19 protein-coding genes and 1 other RNA gene are annotated in these 23,384 nt (G+C 48.0%); 18 read left to right on the top strand and 2 right to left on the bottom strand.

Annotation, left to right across the window (positions count from 1 at the left end; translation table 11 throughout):
* Positions 1-105: 105 nt before the first annotated feature.
* The 12 genes from recO (at position 106) to rnpB (ending at position 13,641) form a co-directional block, all read left to right on the top strand.
* Complete coding sequence (gene recO / locus AC0YNZ_RS07460; protein WP_475825996.1) at positions 106-849, top strand: DNA repair protein RecO; 744 nt, start codon at positions 106-108, stop codon at positions 847-849.
* Positions 850-1,008: 159 nt separating this feature from the next.
* Positions 1,009-2,550, top strand: coding sequence for an MDR family MFS transporter (locus AC0YNZ_RS07455; RefSeq protein WP_475825995.1), 1,542 nt, complete (start codon positions 1,009-1,011; stop codon positions 2,548-2,550).
* Between the two features lie 368 nt (positions 2,551-2,918).
* The gene (gene glyQ, locus AC0YNZ_RS07450; protein ID WP_110770586.1) at positions 2,919-3,806 is read left to right on the top strand and encodes a glycine--tRNA ligase subunit alpha; all 888 of its coding nucleotides are present in this window, start codon (positions 2,919-2,921) and stop codon (positions 3,804-3,806) included.
* Positions 3,799-5,880: a glycine--tRNA ligase subunit beta gene (gene glyS, locus AC0YNZ_RS07445; protein WP_475825994.1), complete on the top strand. Its 2,082-nt coding sequence runs from the start codon at positions 3,799-3,801 to the stop codon at positions 5,878-5,880. The genes glyQ and glyS overlap by 8 nt, the downstream gene beginning before the upstream one ends.
* Before the next feature lie 27 nt (positions 5,881-5,907).
* Positions 5,908-6,723 carry a pyruvate, water dikinase regulatory protein gene (locus AC0YNZ_RS07440; protein WP_475825993.1) on the top strand — a complete coding sequence of 272 codons (816 nt, stop codon included), beginning with the start codon at positions 5,908-5,910 and terminating at the stop codon, positions 6,721-6,723.
* A 101-nt stretch (positions 6,724-6,824) separates the two neighbouring features.
* The gene (locus AC0YNZ_RS07435) at positions 6,825-7,274 is read left to right on the top strand and encodes a YaiI/YqxD family protein (protein ID WP_475826163.1); all 450 of its coding nucleotides are present in this window, start codon (positions 6,825-6,827) and stop codon (positions 7,272-7,274) included.
* 41 nt (positions 7,275-7,315) lie between these two features.
* Positions 7,316-9,169, top strand: coding sequence for a DNA primase (gene dnaG, locus AC0YNZ_RS07430; protein WP_475825992.1), 1,854 nt, complete (start codon positions 7,316-7,318; stop codon positions 9,167-9,169).
* A gap of 18 nt (positions 9,170-9,187) precedes the next feature.
* Positions 9,188-10,318 (top strand): RNA polymerase sigma factor RpoD, encoded by a 1,131-nt coding sequence (gene rpoD, locus AC0YNZ_RS07425; RefSeq protein WP_110770581.1) that lies wholly within the window; start codon positions 9,188-9,190, stop codon positions 10,316-10,318.
* Between the two features lie 123 nt (positions 10,319-10,441).
* On the top strand, positions 10,442-11,278 hold the full coding sequence (locus AC0YNZ_RS07420; protein WP_475825991.1) for a hypothetical protein: 837 nt from the start codon (positions 10,442-10,444) through the stop codon (positions 11,276-11,278).
* Positions 11,278-12,036: a tRNA (adenine(22)-N(1))-methyltransferase gene (locus AC0YNZ_RS07415; RefSeq protein ID WP_475825990.1), complete on the top strand. Its 759-nt coding sequence runs from the start codon at positions 11,278-11,280 to the stop codon at positions 12,034-12,036. The genes AC0YNZ_RS07420 and AC0YNZ_RS07415 overlap by 1 nt, the downstream gene beginning before the upstream one ends.
* A complete protein-coding gene (locus tag AC0YNZ_RS07410; RefSeq protein WP_475825989.1) occupies positions 12,027-13,148 on the top strand; it encodes a Nif3-like dinuclear metal center hexameric protein in 1,122 nt (373 codons plus the stop codon). Before AC0YNZ_RS07415 ends, AC0YNZ_RS07410 begins: the two co-directional genes overlap by 10 nt.
* An 87-nt stretch (positions 13,149-13,235) precedes the next feature.
* An RNA gene (gene rnpB, locus AC0YNZ_RS07405) (RNase P RNA component class A) lies at positions 13,236-13,641 on the top strand.
* 67 nt (positions 13,642-13,708) lie between these two features.
* Here the strand turns inward: rnpB and AC0YNZ_RS07400 are convergent.
* Positions 13,709-15,556 carry a S8 family peptidase gene (locus tag AC0YNZ_RS07400; RefSeq protein WP_475825988.1) on the bottom strand — a complete coding sequence of 616 codons (1,848 nt, stop codon included), beginning with the start codon at positions 15,554-15,556 and terminating at the stop codon, positions 13,709-13,711.
* A 182-nt stretch (positions 15,557-15,738) separates the two neighbouring features.
* On the opposite strand from AC0YNZ_RS07400, the gene AC0YNZ_RS07395 reads away from it, so the two are divergent.
* Genes AC0YNZ_RS07395 through AC0YNZ_RS07385 form a run of 3 tightly spaced genes read left to right on the top strand, consistent with a single transcriptional unit; the run spans position 15,739 to position 16,929 of the window.
* The gene (locus AC0YNZ_RS07395; RefSeq protein WP_110770576.1) at positions 15,739-16,239 is read left to right on the top strand and encodes a YpuI family protein; all 501 of its coding nucleotides are present in this window, start codon (positions 15,739-15,741) and stop codon (positions 16,237-16,239) included.
* A gap of 54 nt (positions 16,240-16,293) precedes the next feature.
* Entirely contained in the window at positions 16,294-16,506 is a 213-nt protein-coding gene (locus AC0YNZ_RS07390; protein WP_110770575.1) for a DUF1540 domain-containing protein, read from the top strand.
* A 6-nt stretch (positions 16,507-16,512) separates the two neighbouring features.
* A complete protein-coding gene (locus tag AC0YNZ_RS07385) occupies positions 16,513-16,929 on the top strand; it encodes a DUF4190 domain-containing protein (protein ID WP_475825987.1) in 417 nt (138 codons plus the stop codon).
* Between the two features lie 44 nt (positions 16,930-16,973).
* On the opposite strand, the gene AC0YNZ_RS07380 is transcribed toward AC0YNZ_RS07385, so the two are convergent.
* Positions 16,974-17,603: a GTP pyrophosphokinase gene (locus tag AC0YNZ_RS07380; protein ID WP_475825986.1), complete on the bottom strand. Its 630-nt coding sequence runs from the start codon at positions 17,601-17,603 to the stop codon at positions 16,974-16,976.
* A gap of 157 nt (positions 17,604-17,760) precedes the next feature.
* Here AC0YNZ_RS07380 and AC0YNZ_RS07375 point away from each other — a divergent pair, with 157 nt between their 5' ends.
* From AC0YNZ_RS07375 to helD, 3 genes are all read left to right on the top strand, one after another.
* Positions 17,761-18,549: an ABC transporter ATP-binding protein gene (locus tag AC0YNZ_RS07375; protein WP_475825985.1), complete on the top strand. Its 789-nt coding sequence runs from the start codon at positions 17,761-17,763 to the stop codon at positions 18,547-18,549.
* Positions 18,540-20,852 carry an alpha/beta hydrolase family protein gene (locus AC0YNZ_RS07370; protein ID WP_475825984.1) on the top strand — a complete coding sequence of 771 codons (2,313 nt, stop codon included), beginning with the start codon at positions 18,540-18,542 and terminating at the stop codon, positions 20,850-20,852. The genes AC0YNZ_RS07375 and AC0YNZ_RS07370 overlap by 10 nt, the downstream gene beginning before the upstream one ends.
* A 204-nt stretch (positions 20,853-21,056) precedes the next feature.
* Entirely contained in the window at positions 21,057-23,384 is a 2,328-nt protein-coding gene (gene helD / locus AC0YNZ_RS07365; RefSeq protein ID WP_475825983.1) for an RNA polymerase recycling motor HelD, read from the top strand.

The raw sequence follows: 23,384 nt of genomic DNA, 5'->3' as shown, positions 1-23,384 counted from the left end.
GCTGTGTTTAGGCCACACAAGCTATGTTTATCTTTAACCGCTAAGCGAATGCTCGCCGTCATGGGACGGCGATGTTCGTTTCTGCATTCAGGGGAGAGTTTGCAAATGCTGTATCGTGTCGAAGGAATCGTTATTCGTAGTATGGATTACGGGGAAGGTAACAAAATTGTAACATTGCTCACAAAGACAAATGGTAAAGCGGGAGTGCTTATACGCGGCGCGAAAAAGATGAAGAGCAAGCATTCTTCCCTCGCGCAGCCGTTTACATATGGTGAGTTCGTTTATTTCCGTACCAGCGGACTCGGCACATTGAATCATGGTGAGATTATTGAATCTCACCATGTTTTGCGTGAAAAGCTTGATTTGGCGGCTTATTGCTCCTATGTGGCCGAACTAACCGACCGTTCCTTGCAGGATGATGAGGCAACGGGCTTTCATTTTGAACAGTTGAAGGCGTGCCTTTCGGCGCTTCAGGAAGGAAAAGACGCGCAAATTGTAACGCATCTATATGAAATGCGCATTTTGGATTTATCGGGCTATGCCCCGGAATTGGATGAATGCGTGAGCTGCGGCAACGTAGTAGGTCCATTCAAGCTCTCGCCCCATGCGGGAGGGATATTATGCACGAGATGCATAAGCAAGGACCCTCAAGCGGTTCAACTTGGAGAAGGGGCATACAAGCTGCTCCGGCTTTTCCGCAGAATGGATCTGAGAAGACTGGGCTCAATTCAAGTTAAGCCGGAGACGAAGGAGGAGCTTAAGCTTTGCATGCGCAAGCTGATGGATACTCATCTGGGCTTTCAGCTAAAGTCGCGCAATTTCCTCGACCAGCTGGATAAGCTTATGTAAACGGTCTTTTTTGTATCACGAATGCATTTATCAACATTTTTTTCTCCTCCTGAAGTCGTAGAACATCCTCATACTTTTGCATGTTTACTTGAATGGAACGATTGTTTTATGCTAAATGAGGCTGTTAGAGATTAGCAATGAATTGGAGGGATCTACCGGATGTCTGCAGGACAAAATAGACTGGGGTTTGTAGTTGCCGGGCTCTTGCTTGGCATTCTTGTCGCATCGATCGATAATACGATTGTATCGACCGCCATGGCCACAATCGTGTCTGATCTGGGCGGTTTAGACAAATACGTATGGGTGACATCTGCCTATCTCGTAACGGAAATGGCGGGTATGCCCATTTTCGGAAAGCTGTCGGATATGTATGGCCGAAAACGGTTTTTCGTGTTAGGCATAGCCTTGTTTTTAGTCGGTTCGGTGCTTTGCGGCACGGCTGAGTCGATCGCTCAGCTGACCATTTACCGGGCTATTCAAGGTATTGGCGGAGGCGCTATGATGCCAATTGCCTTTGCCATCGTTTTCGATATTTTTCCCCCAGAGAAACGCGGCAAGATGGGCGGCTTGTTCGGAGCCGTATTCGGCACATCCAGCTTGTTCGGCCCTCTGGCAGGGGCATACTTAACGGAATATATCAATTGGCGTTGGATTTTCTATATCAATGTGCCGATTGGTCTTGTGGCTCTTGCTTTTATCGTCATTTATTACAAGGAATCGCACGCGCATTCCAAGCAAAAAATCGATTGGTGGGGCGCCGCGACGCTCGTCGGTTCAATAGTTTGCCTGATGTTCGCCCTAGAGCTAGGCGGTACGGAATTTGCATGGGATTCCGTCCAAATTATTAGTTTGTTTGCTGGCTTTGCCATCCTGCTCGGCGTTTTCCTATTTGTGGAGACGAAAGCGGCAGAGCCGATCATATCGTTCAATATGTTTAAACAGCGGCTGTTTGCGACAAGCACAGGAGCGGGATTATTTTATGGTGCGGCATTCATTACGGCAGCCTTGTACATTCCAATGTTCGTACAGGGTGTATTCGGCGGAACAGCGGTTAGCGCGGGTTTAACGCTGCTGCCTATGACGCTCGGCTCTGTTGTCGCAGCGCAGCTTGGCGGCGTGCTCGCTAACAAAATGCCTTATCGCAATGTGATGACGCTATCGGCAATCATTTTCATCGCGGGCATTATTATGCTCTCTACGATTACGCCGGACACCACACGGTTTATGCTGTCGGTTTACATGTTCGTGACGGGCTTTGGAATCGGCTTCTCCTTCTCCGTGCTCGGCATGTCATCCATACATGGCTTTGATATGAGACAACGGGGAAGCGCCACTTCCACAATGTCGTTTGTGCGTTCGCTCGGAATGACAGTTGGGATTACCGTATTCGGCATCCTTCAGCGCAATTACTTTACACACGGGATGACGGAAGCTTTCGCAGGCGGTGGTGGGACGGGTCCGATGACTGAAAATGCGCGCGAGCTCCTCTCTCCGGAGAAACGGGCGGAAATTCCGCCGGCCATTATGGATAAAATCGTCGCAGCCTTGTCTGAATCGGTCTCGGCAACTTTCCTTTGGTCTATAATTCCTGCAGGACTAGCCTTTATTTGTGTTCTTATGATGGGCAGTGAAGGCATGAAGGATCTTATTGGAAAAAGGGCGGGTAAAACTATTCCTTCCGAGGAGCTGCGTAGTCATTAAGCCATCTGCCGAGCTTCTTGAAGTTCATATTTGACAATTGCCAGAAAGAAGCATAGAATAACTCATTATGAATATTGGACAATGATGGAGAAAGTAATCGTACAATGTCGACGGTATTAGCGAGCCGGGAAAAGTGAAAGCCCGGACGGACAATGCGATGAAAGGGCACTCCGGAGTCGTATCGAACAAAGAGGGTTTGCTCGTAAGGAGCTAACCAAGTAGGGTGGAACCGCGGGATAACAACTCTCGTCCCTACGTCTGGCAGCAGGCGTAGAGACGAGAGTTTTTTGCATGTCATCGCCTTTGCCGATCATAAGAAAAATGTCCGGAAACGGTCAGAAAACAAAGGAAGAAGGAGAGGATCAGCAATGAATTTTCAAAAAATGATTTTGACGCTGCAACAATTCTGGGCTGAACAAAATTGTATTCTAGTACAGCCTTACGACGTGGAAAAGGGTGCGGGTACGATGAACCCGATGACATTCCTGCGTTCGATTGGTCCTGAGCCTTGGAACGTCGCGTACGTAGAACCTTCCCGTCGCCCGGCGGACGGCCGTTACGGTGAAAATCCGAACCGTCTTTACCAGCATCATCAATTCCAGGTTATTTTGAAGCCATCACCAGACAACATTCAAGAGCTTTACTTGGAAAGCCTGAAGCAGCTTGGCATTGATGCGAATGAACATGATATCCGCTTTGTTGAGGACAACTGGGAGTCGCCAACGCTCGGCGCTTGGGGTCTGGGCTGGGAAGTATGGCTGGACGGCATGGAAATTACACAATTTACGTACTTCCAGCAGGTTGGCGGCATTGATGCTAACCCCGTTGCAGTCGAAATCACTTACGGCATGGAGCGTCTTGCTTCCTACATTCAGCAAAAAGAAAATGTGTTCGATCTGGAATGGGTAGAGGGCGTAACGTACGGAGACGTCTTCAAGCAGCCAGAGTACGAGCATTCGAAATATACGTTCGAAACATCGGACACGGCAATGCTGTTCTCCCTGTTCAACATGTACGAGGAAGAAGCCAAAAAAACGATGGAGCAGCATCTCGTGTTTCCGGCTTACGATTACGTGCTGAAATGCTCGCATACGTTTAACCTGCTCGACGCGCGCGGCGCTATCAGCGTCACTGAAAGAACAGGCTATATTACAAGAGTAAGAAATTTGGCGCGCGCTTGCGCATCGACTTATTTTGAGGAAAGAGAACGTCTTGGATTCCCGTTGCTGAAGAAAGGAGTGGAGCAGCATGGCTAGAGATTTGTTGCTTGAAGTTGGACTAGAGGAAGTACCGGCTCGTTTCGTGCGCGGCGCAATGAACCAGCTAAAGGATAAAATGGAAAAATGGCTGACCGATTCACGCATCGGGCATGGAGCCGTTAACGTATATGCGACACCTAGACGTATTGCGGTTCTTATTCAAGATGTGGCTGAGAAGCAATCCGATATGAGTGAGGAAGCAAAGGGACCTTCGCGTAAAATTGCCCAGGACGATCAGGGGAATTGGAGCAAAGCAGCGCTCGGCTTCGCCCGCAGTCAAGGCGTAGAACCTGAGCAGCTTTATTTCCAAGAGCTGGCAGGCGTTGAGTATGTTTACGCGAGAAAAAGCAGCATTGGCGCAGAGACAGCGGCTGTCCTGCCGGAAGGCTTACTGTCGCTTATTACGTCGATGTCTTTCCCGAAAAACATGCGCTGGGGAAGCCATGAGCTTCGCTTTGTCAGACCGATTCGCTGGATAGTGGCATTGTTCGGGCAAGACGTTATTCCGTTTGAAATTACGGGCGTACAGACCGGTAATGTATCGCGCGGACACCGCTTCCTAGGGAATGATGCAACCATCAAAGAGCCGGCTCAATACATAGAGCGTTTGCGCGAGCAGCATGTTATCGCGGACGTTAGCGAGCGCGAACAGCTGATCGTTGACCAGATCAACCGGCTGGCTAACGAAAAGGGCTGGGAGATTGCAATCAAAGAGGATTTGCTTGAAGAGGTTCTTTTCCTGGTTGAATATCCAAACGTATTGTTTGGCGGCTTCGATCCGGCGTTCCTTCATATTCCGCAAGAAGTGCTTATTACTTCGATGCGCGAGCATCAACGGTATTTCCCGGTATTCAACGGGGAAGGCCAGCTTCAGCCATTTTTCGTAACCGTTCGTAACGGTGACCTTAAATCGATCGAGCTAGTTGCAAAAGGTAACGAAAAAGTATTGCGCGCCAGACTTTCAGATGCGAAGTTTTTCTATGAAGAGGATCATAAGCTCACCATTGAATATGCTCTCTCGAAGCTTGAAAACATCGTATATCATGAAGAGCTCGGTTCAGTTGCCGACAAAGTAAGACGAATTCGTGCGACAGCCGACCTATTAAGCAAGCATTTGCTCATAGACGAGCAAAGCTCGCAAGACATTAGCCGTTCCGCAGATATTTGCAAATTCGACCTCGTATCGCAAATGGTTTATGAATTTCCTGAGCTTCAAGGAATTATGGGCGAAGATTATGCCCTTAAAGCAGGAGAGCGCAAATCGGTGGCGAAAGCAATTAATGAACATTACCAGCCGCGTTTTGCAGGCGATCGCGCTCCTTCCGAATTAACGGGAGCTGTCGTAAGTTTAGCGGATAAAATCGATACGATCGTAGGATGCTTCTCCATCGGCATTATCCCGACGGGCTCACAAGATCCATATGCACTCCGGAGACAAGCTGCGGGAATTGTTCAAATCATTTTGGCGCATGGCCTGAAGCTGGAACTAAACGATTTGTACGATGCTGCCCTATCTGTTCATGAAGCTCGCGGTCTGAAGCGTGAGGCAGCGGATATCCGCAAGGATCTTTCCGATTTCTTCGCCCTTCGTGTCAAAAATGTATTGTCCGAGCAAGGCGTCCGCTACGATGTCGTTGATGCTGTAATGGCTTCTGGGTTTACCGATCTGAAATCGACAATTGAACGTGCCGCAGTCGTTCAGACGCTGGCAGCAAGCGATGACCGCTCAGAATTCAAATTGACGGTGGAGCAGTTTAACCGGGTCAGCAATTTAGGCTCCAAAGCAACTGCTAGAACGGTTGATCCAGCTTTGTTCGCAGAGCAGGTGGAAACAGAGCTTTACGAGAAATGGCTGCAGCAGCGTCCAACCTTCCATACGGCGATTGAAAATGGAGATATTGCAAAAGCTGTACAAACCTTATCATCATTGAAGCCTTTTATTCATACTTATTTTGAGAAGGTCATGGTCATGGCGCCTGATGAGGAAGTGCGTGCTAACCGATTGTCTACGCTTGCCGGAATTGCTGACGATATTGCGATTATTGCTGATTTCTCGAAGCTAGTTTGGTAATCGGCTCAGTCAGGAGGATGATGGATCATGTCTCACTCGAATACAGAAGTAATCGTATATGTCGTATCTGATGCTGCCGGGGATACGGGGGAGCTTGTTGTACGTGCGGCGATCGCGCAGTTTCATCCGATCAACACGGATATCCGCAGAGCTCCTTTTGTAACGGATGAGATAAGCTTGCAGCGAATCGCGCAGCAGGCCAAGCAAGCCGATGCCATCGTGCTGTATACGTTAGTCATTCCGCATCTTCGCGACTGCATGCGGAAGCAGGCTGAAGCCTACGGCGTCGTCGCCATCGATCTTTTGGGCTCTTTTATAGAAACGCTTGAAATGCGTACCGGGCGCAAATCCCGTCAAGAGCCCGGCCTCAATCATGTGCTTGACGAGGATTATTTCAAGAAGGTCGAAGCCGTCGAGTTTGCGGTTAAATACGATGACGCAAGAGACACGTCGGGCGTGCTGAAAGCGGATATCGTATTGGTCGGCGTGTCGCGCACGTCGAAGACGCCTTTATCCATGTATCTCGCGCATCAGAAGTTCAAAGTTGCGAATGTGCCGCTAGTACCGGAGCTGAAGCCGCCGGACGAATTGTTTAAGCTTCCAAAGCGCAAAGTTATTGGACTGACGATCGGAGTTCCATACTTGAATACGATCCGGAAGGAACGGCTCAAGGCGTTAGGCTTGCCTAACACTGCTTCCTATGCGACGCCCGACCGTATTGAAAAAGAGCTTCACTATGCCGATACGATAATGAAGCAGCTTGGCTGTGTCGTAATTGACGTATCACATCGGGCCGTTGAAGAAACGGCAAGTTTGATTATGGAATATGTACGGATGCCTTAACTGCAGGCGGCAGGATTTTTTATGGTTATGCCGTATATAATAGTACAGGAAAAGAAATTGAATTCGAGCGGTGATCTCATATTCGACTAGAGCAACCTACTATTGTGGTCGACGCGGATGCATGCCCGGTAAAAGCAGAAATAGGCGAAACGGCTAGACGCTTTTCGGTTCGCGTGCTGATGGTTGCTTCTCATGACCATCGGCTCGAGCCGCAGCCAGGCGTTGATATCGTTCAGGTGGACCGGAGCAATCAGTCCGTTGATTTGTACATCGTGAACCATATTGTACGCGGCGATATAGTCGTAACGCAGGATTTCGGACTGGCATGTATCGCGATCGGCAAAGGCGCCATCGTATTGTCTCCCAGGGGGGAGCAATACTCGGACGAAAACATCGATTATTTGATGGAGCGGAGACATGAGCTTGCGAAGCGCAGGCGTACCGGAGGCAAAACAAGAGGCCCGAAAGCGATGAATAATGACGATCGCAGTCGTTTTCAACAAAAGTTGACAAAAGTTTTGCGAAATGAGCAGGAGAACCATGAAGTATAGCGAATATTATTTACGTGTTACTAGGATGAAGGTGATGAACGATGACATACGGTAATAAAATACCGGAAGAGGTCATTGATGCGGTACGCAAGCATTATGACATCGTAGAGACGGTCGGGAAATATGTTCATCTCACGAAGCACGGCAAATATATGAAGGGGTTATGTCCGTTCCATTCGGAGAAGACTCCCTCGTTTACGGTCACGCCGGAGCTCCAAATTTACCATTGCTACGGCTGCGGCAAGGGCGGCAACGTTATTCGTTTTGTTGAGGAAATGGAAGGCTATTCATTTCCTGAAGCCGTTCGAGTGCTGGCGATGGATGCAGGAATGCCCGTGACATGGGCTTCGCAAGGGGAGAATAAATCTACGCCGCATGACGCGGACCGGGCCAAGATCATTGAGGCGCATGAGCTAACAATCAAGCTTTACCATCATGTGCTGAACAACACGAAGCAAGGGCAGGCTGCAAAGCAATATTTACGGGAGCGGGGTCTGAGTGACAAGCTGATTGATCATTTTATGATCGGATATGCCCCGGAAGAGTGGGACTTGCTTGCCCGGTTTTTAACGAATCGCAGCTTTGATCTGGTACTAATGGAAAAAGGCGGATTGCTTTCGGCAAAATCTGACGGGAGCGGGTATGTGGATCGGTTTCGCAATCGCATTATGTTTCCGATATGGGATCGAGACGGCAAAGCTACCGCGTTTGCGGGTCGCATTATAGGCGAAGGACAGCCGAAATACTTGAACACCTCAGAGACGATGTTGTTTGCGAAGAGCAGGACACTATACAACTTGCATTATGCGCGGCCAGCCATCCGCAAGAGCAAGCAAGTCGTATTGTTTGAAGGCTACATGGACGTCATCAAATCATGGAGCGCTGGTGTGAAAAACGGTATCGCTACGATGGGAACGGCATTGACGGATGAACATTGTGCCATTCTTAAACGGCAAGCCGAAGAGGTCATCGTTTGCTACGACGGTGATGACGCAGGACAAGCAGCAGCATTCAAATCAATTCCGATGCTTGAGAGCGCAGGCCTGAAAGTATCGGTGGCGATGCTTCCGAGAGGAAAGGATCCCGACGATTATATAAGCGAGTACGGACCGGAAGCTTTCTTGAGGGAAACGATCGATCAACCGGTGTCGGTTACAAAATTTAAGCTTATATATTCAAGGAAAAACCATATACTGCTAAAAGAAGAAGGCAGAAAGAACTATCTGCTTGAAGCGGTACAAATTGTTGCTGAGCTGGATTCTTCAACGGAACGCGAGGTCTACTTAAAGGAAATATCCCGAGAGTTTGAAATCTCCCTTGATGCTTTGAAGCAGGACTGTAATCAAATTAGACAGGAGCTGCAAAAAAAGAAACCGCAAGGGGATAATAACGACAATTCGTGGAATAATGGTAGGAATGAAAAGCCCCGAAAGTCTGGACCGCCTACACTTATGCCCGCTTACACGCATGCGGAACGAAGGTTGCTGCATGTTATGATGCGAGATCGGGAAGTAGCGCAAGCGGTTCATGAACGGCTAGGCGATGCGTTCAATGTAGAGGATCACGCAGCGCTTGCTGCTTATTTATACGCTTATTTTGCACAGGGCTACGATCCGGATGTCAGCCGATTTATTGCAACACTGCACGATGACCGATTAGAGCGGGCAGCTGCATCTATTCTGATGATGGACGGTGACTTCCCGTTCGATGAAACAACGATGGACGCTTATATCCAGGATATTATAAAAGTTCCTCAATATCGGGATATTGAACGTAAGAAGGAAGAGATGGTACGTGCTGAGCGTACCGGAAATTTTTTGGCAGCAGCACAAATAGCAAGTGAGATTATAACCCTAGAGAGACAGCTTAGAGGGCGACAGGACGATCGTTTCTAGGGGGGAGGGAGTCGGAATATGGCGAATGATCAACATACTGAACTAGATACCGAACAAAAACTGGATCATGTGAAGGATCAACTGATCGAGCAAGGCAAGAAGAGATCTTCTTTGACGTATAAAGAAATTATGGATAAGTTGGCTCCTTTCGATCAAGACCCGGAACAAATTGATGAATTTTTCGAACAGCTCGATGATTTTGGGATTGAGGTTCTGAATGAAAATGACGAAGAAAATCCGCTTGCTGCCGGAGGGGAAGAGCAAGAGCGCGAGCAGGATGACTTCAACTTCGATGATGATCTTGCATTGCCGCCGGGTATCAAGATTAATGATCCGGTACGGATGTACTTAAAAGAAATCGGCCGAGTTCCGCTTCTTTCTGCGGATGATGAGGTTGAGCTTGCACAGCGAATCGAGAATGGCGATGAGGAAGCAAAACGGAGACTTGCGGAAGCAAACCTGCGGCTCGTTGTTAGTATCGCGAAGCGTTATGTCGGACGAGGAATGTTGTTCCTTGATTTGATTCAAGAGGGGAACATGGGCCTTATCAAAGCGGTTGAGAAGTTCGACCATCAGAAGGGCTTCAAATTTAGTACGTATGCAACTTGGTGGATTCGTCAAGCCATTACGCGCGCCATTGCTGACCAAGCCCGTACGATTCGGATTCCGGTTCATATGGTGGAAACGATTAATAAATTAATCCGGGTATCCCGTCAATTGCTCCAGGAGCTTGGCCGGGAACCGACGCCGGAGGAAATTGCAGCGGAGATGGAACTGAGCACCGAGAAGGTTCGCGAGATTATGAAGATCGCACAAGAGCCTGTATCGCTCGAGACCCCAATCGGGGAAGAAGATGATTCTCATCTTGGAGATTTCATCGAAGACCAAGAAGCGCTGGCTCCGGCTGATGCTGCTGCCTATGAGCTGCTTAAGGAACAACTCGAGGATGTGCTCGACACGTTGACCGAAAGAGAAGAAAATGTATTGCGTCTTCGCTTTGGGCTCGATGATGGCCGCACAAGAACGCTCGAGGAGGTCGGCAAGGTCTTTGGTGTAACGCGTGAGCGTATTCGTCAAATCGAAGCCAAGGCCCTTCGCAAGCTGCGTCATCCAAGCCGCAGCAAGCGCCTGAAGGATTTCCTCGAATAAAACTTTATGATTAAATAATAGTGACCTTTCTGCACGCGCAGCGAGGTCTTTTTTCTAAAAAGCAGACCTTGTACATATGGCTTGCAAACAAGCAAGCTGAGACCGAGAGGATAACGGGATTTTATGAATCAGGATCGTCGGCAAATTATCGTGAAAGAAATTGATCATTGGCGGCGAAGTAAGCTGCTGCCGGATCAGTATTGTGACTTTCTGCTGAATTTATATGCTGATCAAGATGCGATCCATACGAACAAAGAACAGCATCATACAGTAGGAAAAGCAATTGCTGCTGTACAGCGGGCAACGGGCGTGCAATGGCTGCTTACATTTGGAACTTTTACCTTAATTTCCTTTGTTGTGCTTTATTTTAACGAATTTCATCCCTTATTGCAAATGGCGGTCGTTGTCAGTGCAGTGGCTGTTTTTCTAAGGATCGGTCAGCGTCTTCGGGTTCGTAACGAGGCGGCAGGACTGACGGTAACAAGCACTGGCATGCTCCTTCTCCTTGGCGGCGGATTGTACATGCTGAATGTGCATGATATCGAACAATGGATCTGGAAAACGGTTCTGCTTGCCCTGTGCTCGCTCTTTTGGGTAGTCTATGGAATAGCAGCCCGCATTCCTGTGCTCCATTTATGCGGCTGGCTAGCGGCTATTCTCGTCTATGCGCGGCTGCTGTCGCAATTTATGGTGGATTCTAAATGGTATGAGATTCAGCTTTACTGGCTGCCGCTTGCTTGCTTGTTCGGTTGGAGCAGCTGGTTTGTTCACCGCTGGTCTAAGCCTGTATCTGCAGTTCTTTTCTTAACCTGTGCGCTGGTTTGGTTTATGCCTGAGCTGTATGCAATGATGATTGCGGATGAAGCGATGTGGCTTCAACTGCAGCTCCTTATCAAAATAGCGCTGGGCGGCGGTTTACTATTTTCAATGCGAAAAAAATGGATGGTGTGGGTTGTATAATGTTAAAACTTTCTAGACGTCTGCAGCTGATTGCAGATTATGTAACCGCGGGTTCGCGTGTTGCCGACATCGGCTCCGATCATGCGATGCTTCCCGTATATTTGCTTCAAATCGATAAATGTCCTTCAGCCATTGCTGGAGAGCTGAATCGCGGCCCCTTCGAGGCGGCAAGAAAGCAGGGAGCGGATGCAGGTCTTACCGCACGCCTGACAGTGCGACAAGGCGACGGTTTAAATGTGCTGCAGCCTGGTGAAGCTGACACTGTGACAATCGCCGGAATGGGCGGCAGCTTAATGAGCGATATATTGGAGGCGGGACATACGGCCGGGAAGTTGGACGGGGTCACGGAGCTTGTGCTGCAGCCAAATGTAGGCGAAGAAGTGGTGCGCGGATGGCTGCTTAAGCACAATTGGTATTTAAAATCAGAAAGCATCGTTGAAGAAGACGGGAAAATATACGAAGTTATGCATGCGGTTCGAGCTTCCGATGCTAAATCGCGCAATCTAGAGCTGTATGATGGTCATTTTCTTGGGCTCGAGCTTCAGGATGAAAATTTATTTAAAGTTTTGAAGCAGATGGGACCGCATTTACTCCGTGATCCACAGCCTGCCCTATTCAAAAAGTGGCGTCATGAGCTGAACAAGCTTGACCGCATTTGCGAGCAGCTTGCAGCATCTGAGCTATCGGAATCCGCTGTTAAACGTGAACAATTCCAAGCGGAGATGAACGTGATTAAGGAGGTTTTACAATGTTTGTGAGCGGCCAAACCGTAATACAGCTAATGGAACAGCTTGCTCCGAAGCATTATGCGGTTGAGAATGATAAAATCGGTCTTCAGCTGGGCACGTTGAATAAGCCGATCAAGAAAATTTTGGTTGCGTTAGACGTTACGGACGCCGTGGTCGATGAAGCGATTGAGCAAGGCGCTGAGCTGATTATCGCTCACCATGCCATAATTTATCGTCCGCTGGCTAAGCTGGATACGTCCACCGCTGCGGGCCGCTTATATGAGAAGCTTATTAAAAATGACATTGCCGTTTACATTTCTCATACGAATCTTGACGTGACGGACGGGGGTATCAACGATTGGCTTGCTGACCTCGTTGGTATCGTTCCAGAAGGGCGTCAATGCTTAGAAGAGGTGCACACAGATAAACTGTATAAGCTTGTCGTATTCGTTCCGGAAAGCCATCACGAGCAAGTGCTGGAAGCGATTTGGCGCTCGGGAGCGGGAGAGATTGGCGGTTACAGCAATTGCAGCTTCAACATATCAGGCACAGGTACATTTGTTCCTGGGCCGGGAACGGCTCCTTATATTGGCGCCCAAGGCAAACTGGAGCGCGTTGATGAAATCCGGATTGAAACGATAGTGCCCTACAGCGTTCATCGCAAAGCGGTACAGGCGATGCTAAAAGCGCATCCTTACGAGGAGGTTGCTTATGACTTGTATCCCATCGATTTGAAGGGACGTTCGTTTGGTCTCGGCCGGGCAGGCAAACTTGCACAGCCTGTGACGCTTGGCGAGCTGGCAGAGCAGGCAAAGCGGATATTCGATGTTCCGGCAGTACGCGTAGTCGGATCGCTGGATCAGGTGGTACGCAAGGCTGCTGTTCTCGGAGGCGCCGGTGCCAAATATGTACGTCATGCCGTGTTTGCCGGAGCGGATGTGCTCATTACCGGAGATATTGATTATCACACGGCTCACGATGCGCTCGCGGCGGGCATGACGATCATTGACCCCGGCCATAACATAGAGAAGGTCATGAAGCAGCAGGTCGCCGATTGGTTGAATAAGCAGCTTATAAACCGCAAATACGAAACGTCGGCGGCTGCTTCCGTCTTAAATACGGAGCCGTTTACGTTTGTATAAAATATGAATAAATAGATTTGGATAAGTTGGTATTCGTTTCAGGGTTGAGCTTTTGCGAAATAACTTGTATACTTAACGATACCAAGGAAAGTTTGACAGACAATCGCTGGCGGCCTTGTTGCCGCGAGAGGAAAGTCCGGGCTCCACAGGGCAGGATGCTGGATAACGTCCAGTCAGCGCGAGCTGAAGGATAGTGCCACAGAAATGGACCGCCGATGGCCGGCTTTTAGCCGGCACAGGTAAGGGTGGAACCGTGGTGTAAGAGACCACGAGGAGCATAGGTGACTATGTTCCTGGTAAACCCCATCTGGAGCAAGACCGAGAGGACGCCGCAGCTTTACGCTGCAGCCTTAGCCTGAGGCGCGTCCGGGTTGGTTGCTGGAGCCGCTCAGTAATGTGCGGCCTAGATAGATGATTGTCGCTTCCTCGTGGGAGGGTCGTTCCCGTTCGAACCACTAGAAGTACAGAACCCGGCTTACGGCAAACTTTCCATACGACTTTACACATAAGCAAAGAGCACCCCTCGCTCGCGATGGGTGCTTTATTGTGTCATCAGGTGATTATTTTTGGTATTTGGACACGATGCGGTCCAGCCTGCGTTTAACCTGATCCGGGTAGGTTTGCAGCGCGCCTCCAAATTTTGATGCGCCTCGCAGCGCTTTATCGACATCAATTAAACCGTATCCGAAATAATCGTCCTTGCCCTTAGCGCCCAAATCAATCGTCGATTTTCTCATAAGCTCCATGACCTCGACGTTGGAGAGCTCAGGGTTAACGGAACGAATCAATCCGGCAAGCGCAGCGACATGCGGGCTCGCCATTGACGTTCCCGACAATGCTGCATACTGACTGCCAGGATAGGTGCTGGCAATACTGTCTCCAGGGGCTGCGACGTCAATATAATCTCCGTAGTTAGAGAAAGAAGCCTTTTCCTTATTGCTGTCTGTTGCCGCGACCGCGAATACTTCCGGATAAGCTGCAGGATAACCCGGCCGATCGGTATTATCATTGCCGCTGGCTGCGATCATGACAACGTCATGGTCATAAGCATACTTAATGGCATCATGGAGGAAGTCTGCCTGCGCGTAGTTGCCCAAGCTCATATTAATGACTTTCGCACCGTGATCAACGGCCCAAATAATGCCTTGAGCAACGGAATAGGTAGATCCGGCACCGCTGCTGTCCAGCACTTTGACAGGCATAATTTTGTTATACCAGGAGAGGCCGGCGACACCTTCGCTATTGTTGACTGTTGCGCCGATAATCCCTGATACATGTGTTCCGTGACCGACATCATCATCCGGATCAGTATCTTCATTTACAATATTCATGCCTTTTATAATTTTTCCTTTTAAATCCGGGTGATTGCTTTGTACGCCTGTATCCAGCACCGCAATAATGACTTTGTCATTTCCTTTGGAGACGCCCCAACCCTTCTCTGTTTCGATGGACGGTAAATTCCATTGATATTCCGAGTAAAGAGCATCGTTTGGAATGATGGTCTTCGAAGTTTCATTCGTTAAATATAAGTAATGCGGTTCTGTATATTCCGTATTCCATGTTTGCTTGAAGTATTGGACAAGCTGATCCGTTTCAATGTTTTTGGAGCGGAAGACGAACGTATCTCCGATATGCTTAACCGATTCCGCGTTAATATCACGTTTTACGCGTTCCAGCTCAGCATCGGACAAAGGCTTGGCGAAATGGACAACGACATCCCGAACATGATAGTGGCTTGCGTTTCCGTTGTCTTCGCCGGTGCGGACAGTCGTATCGGTCGTTGAATTAGGCTTTACGGATTCAATTTTGTAATTTCCTTCTGCCGGGTAAGGGATTAACCGAAGATTACGCATTTGGTGCTTTTCCACAGATTTTAAAATATCTTGTTTAATAACACCTACAACGCCGATACTGAGATGTTTGGAATCAGGTACGCCAAGCACCATGTAGCGGCTGCCATCCTTCGCGGTGAATGTAGGGGATTCAAACTTGGCTCCTTTGCTTACTTGGGCTTTGGCATCCGCGACATAAGATTCGGCTTGCCTATTCTTTGTTTGCGGCAGAGTGCCTCGGTCCACGCTCCGTTTGCCCGATATCCAGCTAATGTAGGTCATGTGCATATGCTCATGCATCATATGCTTAATTTGCTGGGCAGCTTTTGTTTTTGAGCCCATGCTTGCGCTCATCAGCTGTTGAAAGTCCTTGGAGCATTCTGCCGAGCATAGCATGGCAGTTGCTTTCATATCATTCTGTAAAGCAGCCATCTTGAGCGTATGCTCTCGCTTAGCTGAAAAGCTTGACGTTTGCGGCGTCTTTTTGAAGTCTTTTGGAGCGAACAAAGGCGTCGTAGGTATAAGCAGGGCGGCTAAGGCTACAATTGTAAGGGCACCAATCCATTTTCTAGGCATGCTTGAAACCTCCATTGATCGTTCTAATTAGAGCTAAGTCTAATCTATAGAATTGGGTTTCAACGCGGAAAATATGCGACCAAAAGAGTTAAACGCCAGTACCACTTCAATGTAATTTGTGGTACGATAATGATGATTGTAGTTTTTACGTGTGTTTGGATTATGAAAGGGGAATTACCTATATGCCAACTGCAAACGTCAAAGAGCTTACGGAATCAACTCGCACGAAGCTAAAGGACGCGGTAAATCAACTCGAACCGTTTCTGAATAACAATGCTTTGCTTCAATTAACCGGAGAGGATAATGGCGAAGAAGCCCAAACTTTTTACAAAGGCCTGTTATCTGATTTGAGACATTTATTGGTGTTTTCTGAAGTCTCGGTTGAAAAGCTGGGAGTATTGCTCAGAAGGCCCAATTTCGATACGGATTATGCGGAACGCGTGCTGTATGAAGTTTACCATCATTGCGTAAGCGCGTTTTTCTATCCGAAGAACGAATGCTATTCCGAAGATGGCCGTTATGCATATACCGGTCAGGATGCGATTCGATTCCGTTTTAAGCCGAACCGTGATTCACGTGATATCGTACTTAACGTTTCAAAAATTTTCGAGGAGCTGCGCGACGAATTGGCCTACTACGAAAATGACTACATGACGCAGCGTCGCATGCAAGGACAAAAATAAGGCAGAATGAATCACCTCCAGTCAGGGAAACTTGATAGTGGAGGTGATTTTTTTATGCCAAATGGCGTGTCCTGTAGTGTAGCTAACTGCAGCTTCTGGAAAGAAGGCAATAACTGCGGCGCAAGTGCAATTCAAATTGAAATTGATCAGCATGCAGGTGCTCATTTCAATGAAGAATTTGCTGCAGATGAGCTCGGCTTATTCCATCAGGATCAAGCAGAGACATCTAAGGCAACATGCTGCCAGACCTTTAAACCGAAGGAGTGATGGTCGATGGGGAATTATGAAGACGATTATAAACAATTGTTGGATGAACGGGATCGATCAGCACATGCAAGCCATCCAGTTGTGGGGAAGGACGACTTGCTTGACGTAAATGAAGAAATGGCTGCTGATTTTGCAATCGGTAATCCTGCTGTACATGCGGAGCGGAGAGAGGAACGGCACGTGGAACGGGCGGAGCGGACAGAAGCGCGTTCGGGCGGCTACGCGCTTGGCTGGGTATCGCTTGTATTTGCAATTGCGTCATGGTTTATATGGCCGGTATTGCTTGGAGCTACAGCCGCAGTGCTTGGCTTCATCGCTTACAGGCAAGGCGCACGCGGGCTCGGCGGTTGGTCTATGGCGATCGGGATTATTGCAATAGCAATAAATTTAGTTATCGTGCCCTTTTACTATGCTGTAACCTGAAATAAGAAGAAGCTGCATCCCAGAAAACGGGATGCAGCTTCTTTTTATTTCAGTGCTTGTTCGCGATGCTTTTGTACCTCTACGTTCAAAGCAAGCATTTGCCTGTCAAGCAAATGGATCATATCGGCAGAGCCTTTAAGCTGCTCCTGAATATGTGGCGGAATTTGTTCATTGAATTTATAATAGATCTTATGCTCCAGGCTTGCCCAGAAATCCATGGCGATCGTACGGATTTGAATTTCAACGAGCACATACTCCGTTCGATCCGTAAGGAAAACAGGTATTTCGATTAACAAATGAATGCTTTGGTAGCCGTTAGGCTTCGGATTGATTACGTAGTCTTTAATCTCAACGACCCGGACATCGCTTTGCTTGCTGATCATATCTACAATTTGATAAATATCCGTGGAGAAGGAACAAATGACGCGGACACCGGCTATATCGCGAATATGCTCTTTTGCATCCTCAAGCGTAATATCAAGTCCTTTGCGCTGCAGCTTCTTCATTACGCTCTCCGGCGCTTTTATTCGGGTTTTCATATGCTCGATTGGGTTATAGTCGTGAATAAATTGAAATTCTTCATTTAAAATGTTAAGTTTCGTTTCCACAGCATCAAGCGCAAATTTATAAGTTAAAAAAAAATGAGCCCATTGCTTTAATTGATTGGTTTTCATACGCAGATCACTCCTGAAATAACAAATATGTATAAACGTAAGGGTAAGATGGGACAGTTCCGACGGCTAGCATTCGTTGTACTATTATAATGGTCGATATTATATGCCAAGTCAAATTTGTGAAATGCTTAAATGTCAACGGACGGGAGAGTTAAAGATGATTATAGACATCCATAACGTTTCATGGGATCGAAACAATAAATTGATTTTACAAAATATTAACTGGACGGTAAAAGAAGGGGAACACTGGTGTTTGCTTGGGTTAAACGGCTCCGGAAAAACGACGCTTCTGAATATGATCAATGGTTACATTTGGCCGACTGAAGGCAAGATGTCGGTGCTAGGGAAAATTTTCGGCGAATATGATTTGCGCGAGCTTCGTAAAAGCATCGGCTGGGTCAGCACGTCGCTGCAGCAGAAGCTGTACGGCAGTGAAACCGCATTAAAGATTGTGCTTAGCGGGAAATTTGCAACCATTGGGCTTTATGACCAGACCGATACCGAGGATTTAGGGCGGGCTGAAGCGTTGATGAAATCGCTTGGCTGTACAGCCTTGATAGAACGTACCTACGATACGCTTTCTCAGGGGGAACGGCAGCGGGTTCTCATTGCAAGAGCGTTAATGGCTTCGCCTAAGCTGCTAATATTGGATGAGCCTTGCACAGGCCTTGATGTGTTTGCGCGTGAGCAATTGCTGCAGATGATCGGTACTGTAGCGGCGGAGGAGAATGCTCCTGCGATTATATATGTAACGCATCATGTTGAGGAAATTTTACCTTGTTTTACGAAGACGTTATTAATAAAAGAAGGGCAAGTATTTGCTGCTGATGATACGTCGGACGTACTGACATCAGCGCTGATGAGCGATTTTTTTGAAGTGCCGGTTGAACTTTTAAAGCGGGACGGCAGAAACTGGCTGTCCGTAAAGGGGGCTTTATGGAATTAGCGATACAAGAGCCGGAGCTTCAGCTTCCTGAACCAGGCAGATTAAGAAAAATGAAAGCTTGGTTTAGCAGCCGCTTTGCACTTAGAAATGACCGGGATAATTTCATATCGCGTATCGCTACCGGAAGCACTGCTTTGTTTGGTTCGTTATCGATGCTGGCTGCTGTACTGGGCATGCCAACCGGATTAGGAACTGCCGTAGACATCATTGTTTTTTTGACGCTTAATGCAGCAGCTATGAGCATAGCTGCCATCCTGTTATCATTCTTTTTTAGTCTCATTTATGTGCCATTGCCTCGAAGATTTGCGGCTGTGTGGATATACGTTTCGTTCGAGACGTATGTAATCTGCTATTATGCCGAGTTGGGTGTGCTAATGTCGGTCGTTGTGTCGTTGGCGTTCACGCTTATTGGCGCCTTAGCCGGCTGTTTATTGGGCTGCCTATTAAAACTGAGAATAAAGCCGAGGAGCAAGTTGATTCTAGCACTGGGGTTTGCAATTGCAACAGCCGCGGCTTATGTGTTGATTGACTGGCCCGGGCCGGCCGCCATGCCGCAAAGAGAGGCGGCGCCAAAAGATCTGCCCAGTGATAGCGCTGCTGAATTGAACGCGCCTAATCCAGCCGAGCAGGGGGCGTACGCTTTTCAAACGTTTACTTACGGGAGCGGGCAAGACAAGCACAGAGCGATTTTCAGTGACGAAGTGGATGTAAAAACCGCATCGGCTGATGCGTCAGCATATATTAAGAAATGGTCAAAACTTAAAACCTGGTTTTGGGGGTTTGATGAGCAAGCGCTGCCCTTGAATGGGCGTGTATGGATGCCGAAAGGCCTCGGGCCTTTTCCGATCGCGTTAATTGTTCATGGCAATCATTTAATGGAGGACTATTCTGATGGCGGATACGGCTACCTGGGTGAACTGCTTGCGAGCAAAGGCATCATAGCGATCTCTGTTGATGAAAACTTTCTCAACTATTCCGTTTGGTCGGGGATACCTAATGATGATATGAAGGTGCGTGCTTGGATGCTGCTGAGGCATTTGCAGCAAATCAAGCAGCTAAGCGAAGCGGAGGGGAATCCTTTTGCCGGGCGGGTTGATCTGAAGCATGTAGCTTTGATCGGCCATTCGCGCGGCGGGCAGGCCGTTGCCATGGCGGCGGATGCCGGGCGATGGTTTAAGGATGATAGAACTTTGGACAACCTAAAGGACATTGTCATCGAATCTGTTGTCGCGATTGCCCCAACCGATAAACAAGTAGACGATAAGTCGGCCCGCTTATCGGATGTTAATTATTTGACCCTTCAAGGAGCCAGAGATGCTGATGTAAACAATTTCTACGGAGACCGTCAGTTCAGCAGAACGACTTTCAGGGTGCAATCGGATAAATTCAAAGCAGCGTTATATATTGCGGATGCAAACCATAGTCAGTTCAATTCAGAATGGGGAAGTATGGACGAACGGCCGCCCGGCGGCTTGTTCTTAAACCGCAAACAACTGTTGGAGGCTGATGAGCAGCGCCAAATTTCCAAGGTTTATGTGTCAGCTTTCTTGCTAGCCACCTTGCTTGGAGACGAGCAATATAAGCCATTGTTTAAGGATTATCGCTTAGGAAAGGCTTGGCTGCCAGGCACGTCGTATACGAATCGTTATGAAGAATCGGCTTTTATTGAAATTGCGCGCTTCGACGACGGAAAAAGAAAAACTGTGCTAAAGGACGGCGGTAAGGCCAGCGCAGCCGGTATGAAGGCATGGCAGATCGCCGCTGCAGAGGACCGCGATGGAAAAAACAAAGGAACAAAAGGAATCGAGCTCGAGTGGAAGGAGCCTGGCGCAGAGTACGAGCTGGAGTTTTCATCCGTTACGAGTGCGGAAGCAGAAGGGCTGATGGAAGGGAATCTTGTGTTTTCCATGGCGAATCTTGAACGCGATCTTATCTCGCCTAAGGGCGGGGAAGTAACAGCGGGCGCTGCTGCGGAAGTGACTGAACTGCCGCCGCTGCCAGCTGTTGAGATCGAGCTTACAACAGCCCAGGGGGTCAGCAGGAAGCTGGAGCTAGCCGATATTATGTCTGTTCCACCGTCCGCTTACACGGCTTATATGACCCTGTCTTGGCTCGAAAAACGGATGAAAGAGGAGAAGTACAAGGAGTCTACAGAGCCTGTATTTCAAACCTACATGCTGCCCCTTGAGAAGTTTGGCCCTTACGACAAGCCGATTACAGCCCGGGATATTAACCGAATTACGTTCCGGTTCGTTAATGGACCCGGGAAAGTTATGCTCGATGATATTGGTTTTATGCCATAAACAGTGTAAAAAAGCGGGATGCCTTGCAGGCAATCCCGCTTTTGCACCCTTCACAATAAAAAAATATTCAAAGAATGGCTTCAACTATTTAATTTTCTTTACCATCATTTTATTTGGTCAGTAGAAGATGGTAGAATGGATGATGCCATTTTATAACACGGTGTGATTATTTTTAACCTTACTAATTAGTTAAGGAGTGTTCTCATGACGAATCCTAATGATGAGCTGCAGCAAGAGCAGCAGCGTGTAGTTGAAGTGACGGGTATCATACGTTTTCGGATAGAAGAATTACGTAAACAGGTTGGCGGTATGCGCGAGGATATTGTCGATATTCGTCGAAATTTCTGGGATGATGTGACGCTCAATTTCGAAGATGCGACAGAATCTGCAGAATCGCATGCAAGCATGAAGCAGCAAGCGGAGGTGCTTTCGGAACGTGAAAGAAGTCATCGGCATGCGGAGGAACAGCTTAAAACTTTATTAAAGCTGGAGCGTTCTCCGTATTTTGGAAGAATCGATCTTATGGAGCATGATCAGTCAAAATCGGAGCGGATTTATTTAGGTGTCGGCTCGCTGCTGGATGAAAGCGGATATGAGTATTTGATTTATGATTGGCGGGCGCCAGTCTCCAGCCTGTATTATGATTATGGTCCGGGACCGGTGCGATATGAAACGCCAAGCGGGACGATCGAAGGTGAAATGTCGCTCAAGCGTCAATTTATTATCCGTGACGGTCAAATTCGCAGTATGTTCGATACGGGCGTCACAATCGGGGATGAGCTGCTTCAGGAGGTTTTAGGCAAGCAGTCCGATGCCCAAATGAAAAGCATCGTCGCTACGATCCAGCGGGAGCAAAACCGCATTATCCGCAACGAACGGGCGAGGCTGCTTATCGTGCAGGGAGCAGCGGGAAGCGGCAAAACATCCGCAGCGCTTCAGCGCGTAGCTTATTTGCTGTACCGTTACCGGGGGTTGCTTAATGCCGATCAAATTGTGCTTTTCTCGCCCAATCCGATGTTTAACAGCTACGTGGCAACCGTATTGCCCGAGCTTGGCGAGCAAAATATGCAGCAAACCACCTATCAGCAATACCTTGAACATAGGCTAGGCCAAACGTATGCGCTTGAGGATCCTTTTTCGCAAATGGAATATACGCTGGCAGCTGTTAACGATCAGGGGTATGAGACGAGAATGGCTGCTATCACTTACAAATCCGGAGTATCCTTCATGCATTTGATTGATGGCTACGCGGCAGAACTCGGTCATGCGGGCTTAGCGTTTAAAGCCATCACTTTTAAAGGGCGCACGTTGATTGCAGAATCGGTAATCGCTGAGCAATTTTACAAATGGGACCGATCGATTTCTATCGGCAACCGTATGCGGTTAACAGCGGAATGGATGCTGAAGGAGTTAACGAGATTAAGCCGCGAGGAGCGCGAGCAGGATTGGGTGCAGGAGCATATTGAGCTGTTGGATCAAGAGGCTTATGCGAAAGCCTATGAGGAGCTGCAGCGGAAAAAACGGTTTGCGGGAAATTCATTTGATGATTTTGAAGCGGAACGGGATTATTTGGCCGCAATGGTTGTACAGGAGAGGTTCAAAAAGCTGCGCAGACGTGTGAAACGTTTATTATTTCTGGATGTTCCGGCAATTTATAAGCGTTTGTTCGAGAACAATCAGTCTATGCTGGAGCGTTTAAAAGCAGCCGGGCATAAGCTGCCTGACAAGTGGAAGGAAATAAGCGGGCAAACCATTGTGATGCTGAACAGCGGAACTATTTTTTACGAGGATGCGACACCTTATTTGTATTTGAAGGAAAAGCTTGAAGGATTTCATACGAATACATCGGTAAAACATCTATTTATCGATGAGGCGCAGGATTATTCGGCGTTCCAATATCATTATCTTAAGCGTATTTTCCCGAACTGTAAAATGACCGTGCTTGGCGATCTGAATCAGTCGATCTTTGCGCATGCCGTTACGGGGAACGGGTTTGATCCGTTATCGGAGCTGTATAGCGGGGAAGAAACGGAGAAGATCGTACTGACGAGAAGCTATCGCTCAACGAAACCTATCGTAGCGTTTACAAGCCGGATGATTGAAGGCGGCGAACAGATTGAGCCCTTTAATCGGGATGGCGAAGAGCCGACGATAACCAAGGTGGCTGATCATTCGCAGCTAATGAAAGAAATGAAGGAACGAATCGATCAATTGGCAAGACAAGGCTTTCAATCGATAGCGGTCATTTGTAAAACAGCTGAAGAGAGTAAAGACGTGTATTCTGCCCTGCAGAAGCATCTTCCTAAGCTGCGTCTTATCGAGAAAGAAACGGTTACCTTTGAAAAAGGAGTAATTGTCATTCCATCATATTTGGCGAAGGGTGTCGAATTTGATGCAGTCATCATTAGCAATGCAAGCAATGAGTTCTATGGGCGTGAAAGCGAAAGGAAACTGTTTTACACAGCTTGCACGAGAGCGATGCATGAGCTTCATCTCTTTCATACCCATGAGCTCACTGCATTTATACGGTAG

Source organism: Paenibacillus sp. J2L1-98 (genome assembly GCF_056269405.1).
This window is presented reverse-complemented; position numbering and strand designations above follow the sequence as displayed.

What these genes read in the sequence shown, in the direction of transcription:
- AC0YNZ_RS07390 (WP_110770575.1), top strand. Translation starts at nt 16,294, where the DNA reads ATGCCAAATGGCGTGTCCTGTAGTGTAGCTAACTGCAGCTTCTGGAAA.
- dnaG (WP_475825992.1), top strand. Translation starts at nt 7,316, where the DNA reads ATGACATACGGTAATAAAATACCGGAAGAGGTCATTGATGCGGTACGC.
- AC0YNZ_RS07420 (WP_475825991.1), top strand. Translation starts at nt 10,442, where the DNA reads ATGAATCAGGATCGTCGGCAAATTATCGTGAAAGAAATTGATCATTGG.
- AC0YNZ_RS07440 (WP_475825993.1), top strand. Translation starts at nt 5,908, where the DNA reads ATGTCTCACTCGAATACAGAAGTAATCGTATATGTCGTATCTGATGCT.
- recO (WP_475825996.1), top strand. Translation starts at nt 106, where the DNA reads ATGCTGTATCGTGTCGAAGGAATCGTTATTCGTAGTATGGATTACGGG.
- glyS (WP_475825994.1), top strand. Translation starts at nt 3,799, where the DNA reads ATGGCTAGAGATTTGTTGCTTGAAGTTGGACTAGAGGAAGTACCGGCT.
- AC0YNZ_RS07380 (WP_475825986.1), bottom strand. Translation starts at nt 17,603, where the DNA reads ATGAAAACCAATCAATTAAAGCAATGGGCTCATTTTTTTTTAACTTAT.
- AC0YNZ_RS07370 (WP_475825984.1), top strand. Translation starts at nt 18,540, where the DNA reads ATGGAATTAGCGATACAAGAGCCGGAGCTTCAGCTTCCTGAACCAGGC.
- AC0YNZ_RS07455 (WP_475825995.1), top strand. Translation starts at nt 1,009, where the DNA reads ATGTCTGCAGGACAAAATAGACTGGGGTTTGTAGTTGCCGGGCTCTTG.
- AC0YNZ_RS07410 (WP_475825989.1), top strand. Translation starts at nt 12,027, where the DNA reads ATGTTTGTGAGCGGCCAAACCGTAATACAGCTAATGGAACAGCTTGCT.
- AC0YNZ_RS07385 (WP_475825987.1), top strand. Translation starts at nt 16,513, where the DNA reads ATGGGGAATTATGAAGACGATTATAAACAATTGTTGGATGAACGGGAT.
- glyQ (WP_110770586.1), top strand. Translation starts at nt 2,919, where the DNA reads ATGAATTTTCAAAAAATGATTTTGACGCTGCAACAATTCTGGGCTGAA.
- AC0YNZ_RS07395 (WP_110770576.1), top strand. Translation starts at nt 15,739, where the DNA reads ATGCCAACTGCAAACGTCAAAGAGCTTACGGAATCAACTCGCACGAAG.
- AC0YNZ_RS07375 (WP_475825985.1), top strand. Translation starts at nt 17,761, where the DNA reads ATGATTATAGACATCCATAACGTTTCATGGGATCGAAACAATAAATTG.
- AC0YNZ_RS07400 (WP_475825988.1), bottom strand. Translation starts at nt 15,556, where the DNA reads ATGCCTAGAAAATGGATTGGTGCCCTTACAATTGTAGCCTTAGCCGCC.
- rpoD (WP_110770581.1), top strand. Translation starts at nt 9,188, where the DNA reads ATGGCGAATGATCAACATACTGAACTAGATACCGAACAAAAACTGGAT.
- AC0YNZ_RS07415 (WP_475825990.1), top strand. Translation starts at nt 11,278, where the DNA reads ATGTTAAAACTTTCTAGACGTCTGCAGCTGATTGCAGATTATGTAACC.
- helD (WP_475825983.1), top strand. Translation starts at nt 21,057, where the DNA reads ATGACGAATCCTAATGATGAGCTGCAGCAAGAGCAGCAGCGTGTAGTT.